Origin of the sequence: Pseudomonas viridiflava (genome assembly GCF_900184295.1) — a bacterium.
Lineage (GTDB): Bacteria > Pseudomonadota > Gammaproteobacteria > Pseudomonadales > Pseudomonadaceae > Aquipseudomonas > Aquipseudomonas viridiflava.
On the sequence record NZ_LT855380.1, the window covers coordinates 4,647,349 to 4,661,327 of the forward strand.

The window sequence follows — 13,979 nt, forward strand, 5'->3', positions numbered from 1 at the left end:
AAACGGCACCGATCAAGCGGCCTTCTTCGCTGTGCTCATCAACGTGTTCGGATACGACACCACGTGTGACCACAGTCGGTGCGGTTTTGATGCAAAAACTTCGACCTGCGTCGCGTGCCCCTCGACGCTGCAAACCTTCGCAGCCTCGGCTAACCTGACACAAACTCTTCGATCATTTACGGATGAGGCCGTAACACCCCATGAAAGACCCCTACGCTTTCGGGTTCTACAGTGCCTGTTTTGCGCTGGTGGTCGTTGTAGCAGCAGTTTTTTACAGCGCAGCCGTCAGCACATCGCCGGGCAGTGCCGCCAATGCCTATTACATTGTCGAGGCGGCGTCTTCGCTGAGCGAAGCGCTGGCGGTGATCGGTATCGCCGGTGTGGTGTTCAAGGCCTACGGCTCGTGGAAGCGCGAGACCCGCCAGCAAAAAGCCTTGAGCATCATCTGGGACGCCAATGTCGCGTTCCGGGAGATAGAAATCGGTTTCAACGAATGGTTTTTCGGCCCGACGGCCAATCAGAAGTCCGGCCACGATGTCGGCAAGATCAATACACTGCTGGCGGCAAGCGCTCTGGGATCTGCACTCAGGGCCTTCAAGAAGCAATGCATTCTGCTCGACAAGGTGGTGATCAAGGACCACTGGCACTGGCTGAACCATGCTGCACAACTGGACATGCTGGCCCGGGCGCTGAGCGCCGAGGCGTTCGGCGCGGTAGGCAAAGGCAAGGTTACTCACACCATCGTCGACTTCCTCTACGCCCATGAAGGCGAAACCTGGAAAAGAACCCAGGCCGACTGGGAATCGCAAATGACCCTTATCGAAGAACAGCTGATGTCACTGGAAGAGTTGTATACCTGACAACCTGCTGTGTCCTGAGCGCGCTTCTTTTGCACGCAAGGCCTTGTTCCTGCTTCACATCCGGCCTGCAAATGAAGCACTCTGTCGCTACCAATAAAAACCGACGACACACGCGAGCCCCCACTCTCATGATGAAACTGAACTACAGCGTATCGGCTGCCCTTCTGTTGGGCCTGACAGGCATGGCGCAGGCAGAGGAATCGTCTTCGCACCTGGACAAGGTGCTGCAGGCTGGCCAGTTGTCGGTATGCACCACGGGCGACTACAAGCCCTACACCTTTCATCGCGAAGACGGTGAGTACGAAGGTATCGACATCACCATGGCCCGCTCGCTGGCCAAGAGCCTGGGTGTGAACGTGCAATGGGTACCCACCACTTGGAAAACCCTGATGCCGGACATGATTGCCGGTAAGTGCGACATCGCGATGGGCGGCATCTCCGTTTCGCTGGAGCGTCAGAAGAAAGCGTTTTTCAGCAACACGCTGGACATCGACGGCAAGATCCCGCTGGTGCGCTGTGAAGACCAGGCGCTGTACCAGACCATCGAGCAGATCAACAAACCGTCGGTTCGCCTGATCGAACCCGCAGGCGGCACCAACGAAGCGTTCGCTCGTGCCTACCTGCCTCAGGCACCCATCGCGTTCCACGACAACAAGACCATCTTTCAGGAACTGCTCGACAAGAAAGCCGACGTGATGATCACCGACGCCTCGGAAGCGCTCTATCAGCAGAAGCGTATGCCGGGGCTGTGTGCGGTCAATCCGACGCGGTACATGCAATACGGCGAGAAGGCCTACCTGCTGCCACGCGACGATGTGACGTGGAAGGCCTACGTCGACCAGTGGCTGCACCTGAGTAAAGCCACAGGCGCCTATCAGCAGGCCCTGAGTGAATGGCTGGCCGTACCCGCCCAGTAACCAACACCGTGGCCTGAGTCCGTCCGGCACTGGTTGCATGGCGGGCCCGGCTGAAATAGCGTGTTGCAGAATCAACTGTCTGGAAGGCAACTGCGAGCATGAAGCCTACAAAACCCATCACCCGCGCGTTCTGTGTCGAACTGCAGCAGGAAATGTCCATCGCAGGCGCCCGTCGCGAATACTTCTCTCAGGAGCCGCCCCGCAAGCGCTTCGAGTTCCTGTGTTCGAACGAAGCCTGCCGGGCAATGGGTGCGAAGGTGACCGGGGTTCGCTACGACGTGAAGCCTCAGGACAACCCGACCTTTGTCGCCGCACACTTTCGCGCCAACCCGCATTACGACCATCACCCGGATTGTGAGTGGGTCGACGCGGATGCAGACGAACCCGTTGAAGAACAGGTCGAGGCCAATGACCCTCAAGCGGCGCTGCGCAAGGCCAAGCGCAAGCTGGACGACTATATCGACGTGTTCGACCCGACGATAAAGGAGCCCGCCAAGGAAAAGTCCGGCGTGGAAAAAGAAGGCAGTCCCGCCCCGCCAGCGGCTGTCAGCACTGCACCTGTCCCGCCTGCCGAACCAAAAGCACCACGTTACAGCGAAACCCGCACCAACAACCTCGAACGCCTGGTGGACAGCTATCGCCAGGCAAGGGCCGAACTCTCACCCGAGGAGTTCAAGCTGCTGAAACTGCGCATTCCGGGTCAGGGCGAGCTGTCACTGCGTTCGTACTTTCGCCACATCAAATACGCCCAGTTGGGCGATAACGGACGTGTGCTGTACGGCGGCGGGCTGGTGGAACAGCGCTACGGGCAGGGTTTCAAATTCAAGTTCTTTGACCGGCTGGAGGGCAAGCTGGTGACGCTCTACGTGTCGCCTGCGCAAATGCTGGCCTATCGCTCCAGCCGCTACATCAGCGAACTGCTGAGCCATGCCGATCAAGTGAAGTTCTTTACGGTGTATGCACTGGGCACGCTGACCAAGGGCCCTTCAGGGAAGAGCTTCAGCGTTGAGGTGGATGATCTGCGGCACCTGGCAATTGTGCTGGGACCGGAGAAGGAGCCTGCGGCCTGATCGTTTCAAACCGCGCTCACGTGATACGCACAGTCGGGAAGACGCACAAAACGGGGCCAAAACGAAAGTATCTGACTGAATACGTACCCGTGGTTTCAGTAAGACTCGGGTATAACGCTGAGCACAAGCATGGGCATGATCGGCGTGCTTGAGATCACGCTGATCGTTCCTACGCTCCGCGTGGGAATGCCGCTCAGGACGCTCCGCGTCCGCTCTCGAATGTGGCGCAGATGTGTGCCCAAGCTCCAGCGTTATCCACGTCATGCGCTCGGCTCACTGAGTCCGCAATCTGCGCCATTTGTGACGCGGAGTGTCACGCGATGCATGCCCACGCAGAGCGATGGGCACGATCAGTGTCGAGGCCGACTTGTGCATAACGCCGAGCGCGCAGCGGTGGGCACGATCAAGGCCAGAATCAGACCTTGACGATCCAGCCCGCTGGCGGCTCGATATCACCGGACTGCACGCCGGTCAGTTCCTTGTACAGGCGCTGGGTAACCGGACCCACTTCGGTTTCGCTGTAGAACACATGCAGCTTGTCCTTGTACGAGATCCCGCCAATCGGCGTGATCACTGCAGCTGTACCGCAGGCGCCCGCTTCCTTGAACTCGCCGATTTTGTCGATGAACACATCGCCCTCTTCGACCGTCAGGCCCAGGCGGGATTTTGCCAGTTCGATCAGCGACAGACGGGTGATGCCCGGCAGCACGGAAGGCGACTTCGGTGTCAGGAACACATCGTCATTGGTGATGGCGAAGAAGTTGGCCGAACCCACTTCCTCGATCTTGGAATGAGTCTGCGGATCCAGATAGATGCAATCGGCGAAGCTGTGTTTCTTGGCTTCGGAACCCGGCATCAGGCTGGCGGCGTAGTTGCCGCCGACCTTGGCCGCACCGGTGCCATTCGGCGCTGCGCGGTCGTAGCCGGAGATCACGAAGTTGTTCGGCTTCAGGCCGCCCTTGAAATAGGCGCCCACCGGAATGCAGAAGATCGAGAAGATGAATTCAGGTGCAGTGCGCACGCCGATGTTGTCACCCACGCCGATCACGAACGGGCGCAGGTACAGCGCGCCACCGGAACCGTAAGGCGGGATGAAACGCTCGTTGGCTTTCACCACCTGCTTGCAGGCTTCGATGAACACATCGGTAGGCACGTGGGGCATCAACAGACGGGAACAGCTGCGCTGCATGCGCTGGGCGTTCTGGTCGGGACGGAACAGGTTAATCGAACCGTCCTTGCAGCGATAGGCCTTGAGCCCCTCGAAGCACTGCTGACCATAATGCAGCGCAGTGGAGCCTTCGCTGATGTGCAGCGTGTTGTCTTCCGTGAGCGAGCCCGCATCCCAGGCACCATCGCGCCAGTGAGACAGGTAGCGTTTGTCGGTCTTGATGTAATCGAAACCCAGAGTGTCCCAGTTGATGCTTTCGTGACTCATAACGCCCTCTATCATTTAGCGACTGCCTGGACGAGTCAGGCCATTGCCGTATTCTGCCAGATCATTCGAAACCTGAGGCTTGAAATAAATACAAACCGGTCTGGCGTTTTTGCATCCGTTCCAACTGCCAGCCTATCAGTTTGCAACTGCTTCCACAGCGCCCTGACGTTGCCGGACATAGGCCAGAAACGCTTCCATGTCAGAACTGCACAAGGTGCGCGCCACCTGCTTGACCTCTTCCATGGGCCAGTCCCACCACGCGGCCTGAAGCAGCAGTTCGCGAACGTCTTCCTCGAAACGCCAGCGAATGAACTTGCACGGATTTCCGCCAACCACGGAAAAGGGAGCGACGTCGCGCACGACCATGGCTCCGGCACCCACGATCGCGCCATGTCCGATCGTCACGCCGGAAAGGATCACAGCGTCGGCACAAATCCAGCAATCACTGCCAATCGTCACGTCGCCCTTGCTCGGCGCATAGTCCTTGATGTCGCTGACCTGATCGACCATCGCCGGAAACGGGTACGTGGTGATCCAGTCGGTTCGGTGCTCACCGCCCAGCAGAATCCTGACGCCTTCGGCGATGGACGTGTAGGACCCTACTCGCAGAACCGTGTCATCGCCGAACTCGATAACGTCAGGGATGCCGTAGGTACCGACTCCGACTTCGTAGCGCGGATAGCGCAACCTGATTTTCTCGGCAGCCCTTTCCAGCTTGTCCAGCTTGCGAAGCTGCTTGCGTACTTTTCTGGCCTTGAGCCTTTCAATGAATCTCATGAGCACTCTGGATCAATGGGTTGCGAGAGGTCTGGCTATAACTACCGATAGCTCAGCAGCAGGCGCTTGCAGCGACGCCAGGTGGTGCGGTCTACATGCCTCAATGGAATCGAGCAAAGCAGTTTCCAGGCATATCGCTTGTCTGAAACCGACGCGTATTTGAGGGCCTTGTTGACAATAAAGGTTCGGCCTTTCTGATAACCGAGATGATCGCGGTAAGGCTCGATGGTCTTGAGATCAGCCTCAAGCAGTACCTTGTATTTGCGTGACAGGTTGTTGGGGTGACGGCGGTAACGGGTCACCACTTCCGGTATGACGTGAATTTCGTAGCCCTGAAACGCGATTCTCAGGGTCATCTGAAAATCCTGAACCCTGATCTCGGGGTCATAGCCGTTCGCGTCACGAATGGCCTGCATGCGGTAAAGCGCGACCGGTGCCCCTACGACCACGGCGCCGCGCAACACTTCGTCAAAACCAAGACGCTCGATGTAATTGCGGGACTGGCACTTGGTTTCGTTGCCGTCGCAATCCATGTAGCTGATGAGCGCGCCGACACAGCCCACTTTCGGGTGCTGATCAAGGTACCGGGCACGAACACTGACGGAGGACGGCAGCATGATGTCGTCCAGATCCGGCGTGGATACGTAGACACCCTTGGCGTACTTGAGCCCGTGATTGAGGGCAGCACTCACACCCTGATTCGGCTGACGATAGAGCTGGAACGGATACTGGCTCTGCAGCGCCTCCAGCATCGCAATACTGTTATCAGTCGAACCGTCGTCGACAATGATGACTTCGAAGTTCTCGTAATCCTGAGCAAATATGCTCTGAATGGCAGCGTCCAGAAATCGCTCGGCGTTGTAGCAAGGGGCGATGATCGACACGAGCGGTTTAGGGGCAGTGTCCTGAACAGTTGAGGACGTCATAGGGGTAACAGCCATAATTATTATCTAGCCTTGGGCTTTGAAATACAGGGCGTTGCGTAACAGTTTGAATACAAGGCGCACATGATGCGACAAGTGAACTCGCTTTTCCAAGGCCAGCCCATGAGCATTTGTTCACTCGCAAAGGCGCTGAACCGCCTGGCTGCGTGATCAGTATCACCGCGACACGTCTAAATCGTGCCTCCGAGCCCGTTATCGCATCAGGCGAGCCGAAACCCAGGCGAAAAAAAACCCCATTCGGATGGAATGGGGTTTTCGTAAAACAGGCTATCGGTCAGAACGCGTAGGTGACCAACAGCTCTTTGGTGACCTGAAAGTCCACCGACATCATCACGCTCAGCGCAGTAATGGTGAAGATGGAGAACACGAAAAGCTTGCGGGCCCAGACGGTATCGTCAACGGCCTTGTAGCCCTTCCATGCCATGTACAACCAGTACATGCCCATGCCCGCCGCAACGGCGAGGTAGTTCAGACCTGCGTAGCCGCCCACCGTCAACATCAGGGTCGCCACGAGGAACGCCAGGATGTAGAGCAGGATGTGGCGCTTGGTGACCAGAATGCCGCGCTTGACCGGCAGAACCGGAATCTTCGCCGCACGATAGTCATTGAAACGGAAGATAGCGATCGCATACGAGTGCGGCATCTGCCACAGGCTGAACATCACCAATAGCGTGAGTGCCGCGAAATCGAAGCTGTTGCTCACTGCGCAGTAGCCGATGACCGGAGGCATCGCCCCGGAAAGGCTGCCGACCAGCGTGCCGTGAACGGATTTGCGTTTCAGGTACAGGCTGTAGAAGCCGACGTAGATAACAAAACCGATCACCGCGAACAGTGCAGCCAGCGGATTGGCCTTGGTATACAGCAGGCTTACGCCTGCAATACCGAGTACGGTCGCGTAGAGCAGGGCCAGTTTCAACGAAACCAGACCCTGCACCAGGACCCGGTTACGGGTCCGTTCCATGCGCTGATCGATGTCACGATCAATGCAGTTGTTGAACACGCAACCGGACGCAACGACCAGGGAAGTACCGATGACTGCAGCCAGAAACACGCTGAAGTCGATATTCCCCTTGGAAGCCAGAAAAAAGCCACCTGCCACCGAAAGCACGTTACCGAAAATGATCCCCGGCTTGGTGATTTGGATAAAGTGCTTCAGTGACATCTGGTATTCCTCAATGCGCCATCATTTCGCGGTGGATGCTGAAGATGATCCACAACGACAGGCCAACCAGCAGAACGATAACCATCGTGGTAAAGGCGAAGGCCATCACGTTGTTGCGTTGCACACTCGTAAAGTCCAGGTGCAGGAAGTAATGCAGGTGCACCAGGATCTGAATGATTGCGAACGCCAGGATGATCGCGATCGTCATGTCCTTCGGCAGCGAAGGAGACATGACCAGAGCGAACGGGATGGCCGTCAGGATGATCGACAGTACGAAACCGATGATGTAGGACTTCACGGAGCCGTGGCTATTGTCTTCAGCCGGGTGATGTGAATTCGACATTACAAAGCCCCCATCAGGTAGACAACAGTGAACACGCCGATCCAGACAACGTCCAGGAAGTGCCAGAACAGGCTCAGGCAGCTCAGGCGCGTCTTGTTGGTGTTGGTCAGGCCCTTTCTCTGGACCTGAATCATCATGATCGTCATCCAGATCAGACCGCTGGTGACGTGCACGCCGTGCAAGCCTACCAGCGCGAAGAACGCTGACAGGAAGCCGCTGCGGCTAGGACCGTAACCTTCGTGGATCAGGTGATGGAACTCGTAGATTTCCATGCCGATGAACGCAGCACCACACAGGAAGGTCAGCGCCAGCCAGCCCAGTACCTGGCTTTTCTTGCCCTTGTACAGGGCCAGCATGGCGAAACCGTAAGTGATACTACTGACCAGCAGGAACGCGGTTTCCACGGCCACGAATGGCAGTAGGAAGATGTCCTGGCCCGACGGGCCGCCCGCGACACTGTTGACCATCACGGCATAGACCGCGAAGAACGAGGCGAACAACACACAGTCGGTCATCAGGTACAGCCAGAAGCCGTAAACCGTCATGCCACCGCTGTCGTGGTGATCGTCATGCCCGTGATCATGATCGTGACCGTGATCGTGGGCTCCAGGGTTGATTGCAATATTCGACATGTTTAAACCTGTTCCAGCGAGGACTTGACAGGAGTGTATGCACCGTTGGCCGCCAGGACCTTGTGATGCTCACCTTCAATACGCGCTACTTCTTCGGCCGGCACCATGTAGCCCTGGTCGTCACGTGCAGCGTGAGCAACGAAGACCGCGATGGTCGCGACCAGGCTTGCGCCGACCAGCCACCAGATGTGCCAGATGAATGCGAAACCGAATACGGTCAGCAGCATGCCCATGTACAGGCCGGTAGGCGTGTTGTTAGGCATGTGAATCGCCGAGTACTTGGCCGGAACGCTGTAGGCAGTGCCTGCACGCTTGGCGTCAGTGAACGCGTCGATGTCGTCTGCCTTCGGCAGTTCGGCAAAGTTGTAGAACGGCGGTGGCGAAGAAGTCGACCATTCCAGCGTGTGGCCATTCCACGGGTCACCGGTCAGATCAGGGTTCTTGGCACGATCACGGATACTGACGAACAGCTGGATCAGTTGCGAAGCGATACCGCAAGCGATCAGCACGGCGCCGAACAGCGCGACGTCCAGGTAGATGTTCCACTCTGGCATGTCGGTAGCGTTCAGACGACGGGTCATGCCCAGGAAGCCCAGCGCGTAAAGCGGCATGAATGCGACGAAGAAGCCGACGATCCAGAACCAGAACGCTGCCTTGCCCCACTTCTCGTTCAGGGTGAAACCGAACGCTTTAGGGAACCAGAACGCGAAGCCGGCGATGTAACCGAATACCGCACCGCCGATGATGACATTGTGGAAGTGAGCGATCACGAACAGGCTGTTGTGCAGTACGAAGTCAGCACCTGGAATCGCCAACAGAACGCCGGTCATGCCGCCGATCGAGAAGGTGACCATGAAGCCCAGGGTCCAGAGTACCGGCGCAGTGAAGCGCAGACGGCCTTGGTACATGGTGAACAGCCAGTTGAATAGCTTCACCCCCGTCGGGATCGCAATGAGCATCGTCGCCAGCCCGAAGAAGGCGTTGACGTTGGCCCCCGCACCCATCGTGAAGAAGTGGTGCAGCCAGACCATGAAGCCCAGGACGCAGATCGCACCGGAGGCGAAGATCATCGACTTGTGGCCGAACAGACGCTTGCCGGAGAACGTGGAGATGACTTCCGAGAACACACCGAAGGCCGGCAGGATCAGGATGTACACCTCAGGGTGACCCCACGCCCAGAACAGGTTCACGTACATCATGGGGTTACCGCCCATTTCGTTCGTGAAGATGTGGAAGTCCAGGTAGCGGTCAAGCGTCAGGAACGCGAGGGTAGCGGTCAGGATCGGGAACGAAGCCACGATCAGGATGTTTGCCCAGGTGCAGGTCCAGGTGAAGATCGGCATGTCCAGCAGTTTCATGCCAGGGGTACGCATCTTCAGTACGGTCACGAGGAAGTTGACCCCCGTCAGCGTCGTACCTAACCCGGATAACTGTAGCGCCCAGATGTAGTAGTCAACACCCACGCCAGGACTGTATTGCAGCCCCGACAGCGGCGGATACGCGACCCAGCCGGTCTTGGCGAACTCACCGACACCCAGAGACAGGTTGATCAGCAGCATGCCGGCAACCAGCAGCCAGAAGCTCAGGGAGTTCAGGAACGGGAAGGCAACGTCGCGAGCGCCGATCTGCAGAGGCAGAACGATGTTCATCAGACCGGTGAAGAACGGCATCGCCATGAAGATGATCATGATCACACCGTGAGCGGTGAAGATCTGGTCATAGTGTTCCGGCGGCAGGAAGCCTTCGGCACCGTTCTGGGCCATGGCCAGTTGGGTACGCATCATGATTGCGTCGGCAAAGCCGCGCAGCAGCATGACCATGGCAACGATGATGTACATCACGCCGATTTTCTTGTGGTCGACGGATGTCAGCCATTCAGACCACAAGTAGGTCCACTTGCGGAAATAGGTGATCAACCCGACAACCGCGAGGCCGCCGAGCGCGATCATGGCAAGTGTCACCATGACTATCGGCTCGTGGAACGGCACCGCTTCCAGACTTAATTTGCCAAACATCGTTTACTCCTCTGCCCCAGCAGCTGAATTTTTGCTCTTTTCCGCGCCTTCGTTACTGGCGGTTTCTTTCTCACCTGCAACAAGCTTCTTGCCTGGATTCATACCTTCATACTTGTCGATGATGATCTGGAACAGGTTCGGAGTGACCGCAGAAAACAGTTCAACAGGATTACGCTCGCTCGGCTTGAGCAGTTCAGCGTATTCGGTCTGGCCAAGCTTCTTCGGCGAGTTCCTGACTTCTGTGATCCAGTTGTCGAAATCGGCCTGGCTCACGGAGTTGGCCTTGAACTTCATGCCGGTAAAGCCTGCGCCACTGTAGTTGGCGGAGATACCGTTGAATTCGTGAACTTCGTTGGCGATCAGGTGCAGCTTGGTGTGCATGCCCGCCATTGCGTAGATCTGGCCGCCCAGACCCGGAATGAACAATGAGTTCATCACGCTATCGGAGGTGACCTGGAAATTGATCGGCGTGTTGGCCGGGAACACGATCTTGTTGACCGTCGCGATGTTGTATTCCGGGTAGATGAAAATCCACTTCCAGTCTACGGAGACCGCCTGAATGGTGACCGGCTTGACGTCGGACTCAAGCGGACGGTAAGGGTCCAGCTCGTGCGTCGAGACGTAAGTGTAGTAGCCCAGGAACACCAGCAGCAGCATGGGAACGCCCCAGACCGCGATTTCGATCTTGGTGGAGTGCGACCAGTCCGGCGTGTACTTGGCAGCCTTGTTCGTGGCGCGATACTTCCAGGCGAAGATCAGGGTCATGAGAATGACCGGGATCACGACGATCAGCATCAGCAATGTGGCGATAACGATCAGGTTACGCTGCTCGATACCCACCTGCCCTTTTGGATCGAGCAGAGGTACGCCGTCGCATCCACTGAGCAAAAGCATACAGAAAAGGGCCAAGAAGCCAAAAAACCTGGGGTACCTTTTTTTACTCATTTCACGACCTCTAAAAGCAGCTTGCGCGGTGCAGTTGGGTTTCGACCGCCAACACTTCACCCTGCCAGTGCCGGCAATTTTTTTTGAATTGAACAAGGGCCTGCCAGCACGCCAACGTGACGTATCGACAAATCCGGGTTTAGCTATGGATTCTTATTTTGAGCTGCTGGAACTGCCCGATGTGCAGGGCAGACGCCTTCAGCGGCCATTGTACGCCCTCGGAGGCAAGCATTGCGCTGCCTGTTCAGGGTACACAGGTGGCGCTAAAGGCCTCAAAATTGCTGATCGTCAAGTGAAGCCTGACGACAAGTGACGGGGATTGTAGATACGTAAATTTTTAATGACTATGCCTAATTTTGTAACAGTTATTCTCCATATTGGTAACAATAACTGCTGATTGGCTTTCACGGCGCAAAAAAAAGCCCCGATTTCACGAGGCCATTTTCATGAAAGCCCTTGTATTCAGTAAGGTTTACGCCGATTGCGAAACACACAGACCGGGACCAGGATTGCAGTCAGAACGAAGGCTGCCAGTGCCCACTGCGCCAGCGACAGTCCCAGTACTGGCGGATAAGGCGTCGAGCAGAACCCGCCGACCTGAAAAACGGTGGGGAACAGTTCCGCCAGCGGCAGTCCGTCGACGATTGGCTGCAACGTATCGATCCCGCAGCTGACCTCAGGGTTGGCCAGCACCCAGGCGTGACGGCCGGCAGCGGCAATACCGCCCAGCGCAGCCAGGGTCACCAGCACTTCGAACAGGGTCACGCTGCGGCGGCCAGGCATGGCGGCACCGATGAAGGCGAAGATCGCGATGAACAACAGTGCGTAGCGCTGGAGGATGCACAGCGGGCATGGCGCTTCGCCCAGCACGATCTGCATGTACAGGGCACCGCCGATCAGGGACAGGCAGATAATCCCCAGCAAGACCAGAAAGCGTTTCTCGCGTCGCAGGTACATCAGGTTGTCGCTCATTCACACACCTTACTGAACTGATGAAGTGGCTGAAGGGCCCGAATGCCCGACATGCTCAGCCACCTGAGGATGGGACGCGCAGTGTAGAATCGCCCGCCCCGGATCGCACGCGATAATCATCTTCCGGCCCCGACAACTCAAGGGCGCAACGGCCGTACGGCCGAATCTGCCTGCCGGATGGTTGTGCACCTGCGAGGCAGCGTTGCCGCCGCGCCGTGCGGACGGTTTCTGCGCAGCGATCGAATCTCTTCCTTATATATAGAAGCGTGCGTCAGTTTGTCGCACCCCTTCTATATATAGAAGGGCGCGGTATTTTGTCGCACCTCGGGTTTTAACCCTGCAAAGCGCTATCCTTTAAAAATCCTAAAGCCACACCGACGCGGGTCGATAACCTCTCAGAGAAAGATGTTTGTCGCCTCCAGGCGACGAAACACCTATAGCCAGAAGGTTCATATGTCCAAGAACGTCCGAGCAGATTCACTTTCGCTGCTCCTCTTCACGTTGCGCAGCGGCAAGCTGATGGCGATCAATCTGCTCAAGGTCAGCGAAATCATCCCCTGCCCTGCTCTGACTCATCTGCCGGAATCGCACCCGCACGTCAAAGGCATCGCAACACTGCGCGGCTCATCGCTGTCGGTCATCGACCTGAGCCGGGCCATCGGCGAGCGGCCGCTTGCCGACCCGGATGGCGGCTGCCTGATCGTCACCGACGTCAGCCGTTCCAAGCAAGGTCTGCATGTGCAGGCGGTCAGCAAGATCGTGCACTGCCTGACCACCGATATCCGCCCGCCGCCCTACGGCTCGAGCAGCAAGTCGTTCATCACTGGCGTCACCCAGGTCGACGGCGTGCTGGTGCAGGTGCTGGACATCGAAAAAGTGATCCACGGCATCGCCCCGGCACAGATTGTCGTGCAATCGGCCGAACTGGCCAGGGAAGACGCCGAAGTGCTGGCTAAAGCGCGCATTCTGGTGGTCGATGACAGCCAGGTCGCCCTGCAGCAGTCGATCATCACGCTGCGCAATCTGGGCATCAACTGCCACACGGCCCGCAGCGCGAAGGAAGCCATCGATGTCCTGCTGGAGCTGCAAGGCACGGCAGCGCAGATCAATGTCGTGGTGTCCGATATCGAAATGTCGGAGATGGACGGTTACGCCCTGACCCGTACCCTGCGCGATACGCCGGACTTCAACGACCTGTACATCCTGCTGCACACGTCGCTGGACAGTGCGATGAACAGCGAGAAAGCCAGGATCGCCGGCGCCAATGCCGTATTGACCAAGTTCTCTTCACCCGAGCTGACCAAATGCCTGATCGAGGCCGCCCGCACGGTCGTGGCTCAGGGCATCTGATCCACAGACCGCTCGCCACGGCGCCGGATCCCGACGATGCCTCGCCAGACCATTGCTGGCTGATGCGTCGGGATCTGACCGCAGCGATACCGCTCGCGCCCTGGCCGCCGGGCGTCACTTGCGTCAGCTTGACGCCCCGACACAGTCTTCAGGCTCACAGCCTTCTGACGCAGAGTCATCTGTTGGAGGACGGGCAGTGGCTGCACCACCCGGACTGGCTCGACGCTTTCGAGCACAACCCGGAGTTCGATCGGTCACGCTGTTTTGTGGCAATCGACAGCGATCGAGTGGTGGGAGTGATTACCTGCTGGACCAGCGCCTTCATCAAGGATCTGGCCGTGTACCCGGATTACCGGAACAGAGGGATCGGCGCGGCGTTGCTCCACCATCTGTTCGTCCATCTGAAGCGTTGTGGCGAGGCGGCAGTCGATCTGAAAGTGATGGAAAACAATCAGGTCGCAAGGCGTCTTTATGAAAAATCAGACTTGTCCTACGTCGCTCGTCTGGCAGTTATGCGGAACTGATCTGGCATAATTTGCGCCCGAAACATTTCACGT

General features: G+C 57.5%; 15 protein-coding genes. 6 read left to right on the top strand and 9 right to left on the bottom strand.

Annotation, left to right across the window (positions count from 1 at the left end; all coding sequences use genetic code 11):
- The first annotated feature begins 200 nt into the window (after positions 1-200).
- The 3 genes from CFBP1590_RS20900 (at position 201) to CFBP1590_RS20910 (ending at position 2,847) form a co-directional block, all read left to right on the top strand.
- Positions 201-860: a hypothetical protein gene (locus tag CFBP1590_RS20900; protein WP_029241737.1), complete on the top strand. Its 660-nt coding sequence runs from the start codon at positions 201-203 to the stop codon at positions 858-860.
- A gap of 128 nt (positions 861-988) precedes the next feature.
- A complete protein-coding gene (locus CFBP1590_RS20905) occupies positions 989-1,777 on the top strand; it encodes a transporter substrate-binding domain-containing protein (RefSeq protein WP_029241736.1) in 789 nt (262 codons plus the stop codon).
- A gap of 98 nt (positions 1,778-1,875) precedes the next feature.
- Positions 1,876-2,847, top strand: a complete 972-nt coding sequence (locus CFBP1590_RS20910; protein ID WP_088235845.1) for an ATPase — start codon at positions 1,876-1,878, stop codon at positions 2,845-2,847.
- 415 nt (positions 2,848-3,262) lie between these two features.
- Here CFBP1590_RS20910 and CFBP1590_RS20915 read toward each other — a convergent pair whose 3' ends face one another.
- The 8 genes from CFBP1590_RS20915 to cyoA all read right to left on the bottom strand — a co-directional run bounded on the left by CFBP1590_RS20915 (position 3,263) and on the right by cyoA (position 11,100).
- Entirely contained in the window at positions 3,263-4,282 is a 1,020-nt protein-coding gene (locus tag CFBP1590_RS20915) for a branched-chain amino acid aminotransferase (RefSeq protein WP_004878641.1), read from the bottom strand.
- Between the two features lie 135 nt (positions 4,283-4,417).
- Positions 4,418-5,059: a CatB-related O-acetyltransferase gene (locus CFBP1590_RS20920; RefSeq protein WP_088235846.1), complete on the bottom strand. Its 642-nt coding sequence runs from the start codon at positions 5,057-5,059 to the stop codon at positions 4,418-4,420.
- A 41-nt stretch (positions 5,060-5,100) separates the two neighbouring features.
- Positions 5,101-5,985: a glycosyltransferase family 2 protein gene (locus CFBP1590_RS20925; RefSeq protein ID WP_043303143.1), complete on the bottom strand. Its 885-nt coding sequence runs from the start codon at positions 5,983-5,985 to the stop codon at positions 5,101-5,103.
- Between the two features lie 292 nt (positions 5,986-6,277).
- A complete protein-coding gene (cyoE, locus tag CFBP1590_RS20930) occupies positions 6,278-7,165 on the bottom strand; it encodes a heme o synthase (protein WP_004878634.1) in 888 nt (295 codons plus the stop codon).
- A gap of 10 nt (positions 7,166-7,175) precedes the next feature.
- Positions 7,176-7,508, bottom strand: a complete 333-nt coding sequence (gene cyoD, locus CFBP1590_RS20935; RefSeq protein WP_004878631.1) for a cytochrome o ubiquinol oxidase subunit IV — start codon at positions 7,506-7,508, stop codon at positions 7,176-7,178.
- A complete protein-coding gene (locus tag CFBP1590_RS20940) occupies positions 7,508-8,140 on the bottom strand; it encodes a cytochrome o ubiquinol oxidase subunit III (protein WP_004878628.1) in 633 nt (210 codons plus the stop codon). The genes cyoD and CFBP1590_RS20940 overlap by 1 nt, the downstream gene beginning before the upstream one ends.
- 2 nt (positions 8,141-8,142) lie before the next feature.
- The gene (cyoB, locus tag CFBP1590_RS20945; protein ID WP_025995040.1) at positions 8,143-10,155 is read right to left on the bottom strand and encodes a cytochrome o ubiquinol oxidase subunit I; all 2,013 of its coding nucleotides are present in this window, start codon (positions 10,153-10,155) and stop codon (positions 8,143-8,145) included.
- A gap of 3 nt (positions 10,156-10,158) precedes the next feature.
- Positions 10,159-11,100 (bottom strand): ubiquinol oxidase subunit II, encoded by a 942-nt coding sequence (gene cyoA, locus CFBP1590_RS20950; protein WP_043303141.1) that lies wholly within the window; start codon positions 11,098-11,100, stop codon positions 10,159-10,161.
- Between the two features lie 28 nt (positions 11,101-11,128).
- Here cyoA and CFBP1590_RS20955 point away from each other — a divergent pair, with 28 nt between their 5' ends.
- Positions 11,129-11,413: a hypothetical protein gene (locus CFBP1590_RS20955; protein ID WP_145958182.1), complete on the top strand. Its 285-nt coding sequence runs from the start codon at positions 11,129-11,131 to the stop codon at positions 11,411-11,413.
- A gap of 149 nt (positions 11,414-11,562) precedes the next feature.
- Here CFBP1590_RS20955 and CFBP1590_RS20960 read toward each other — a convergent pair whose 3' ends face one another.
- The gene (locus tag CFBP1590_RS20960; RefSeq protein WP_088235847.1) at positions 11,563-12,072 is read right to left on the bottom strand and encodes a disulfide bond formation protein B; all 510 of its coding nucleotides are present in this window, start codon (positions 12,070-12,072) and stop codon (positions 11,563-11,565) included.
- A gap of 453 nt (positions 12,073-12,525) precedes the next feature.
- Between CFBP1590_RS20960 and CFBP1590_RS20965 the strand changes: the two genes are divergently transcribed.
- Together CFBP1590_RS20965 and CFBP1590_RS20970 are read left to right on the top strand one after the other, a co-directional pair.
- The gene (locus CFBP1590_RS20965) at positions 12,526-13,422 is read left to right on the top strand and encodes a chemotaxis protein (RefSeq protein ID WP_025995037.1); all 897 of its coding nucleotides are present in this window, start codon (positions 12,526-12,528) and stop codon (positions 13,420-13,422) included.
- A gap of 62 nt (positions 13,423-13,484) precedes the next feature.
- Positions 13,485-13,946, top strand: a complete 462-nt coding sequence (locus CFBP1590_RS20970; protein ID WP_029241984.1) for a GNAT family N-acetyltransferase — start codon at positions 13,485-13,487, stop codon at positions 13,944-13,946.
- The last annotated feature ends 33 nt before the right edge of the window (positions 13,947-13,979 follow it).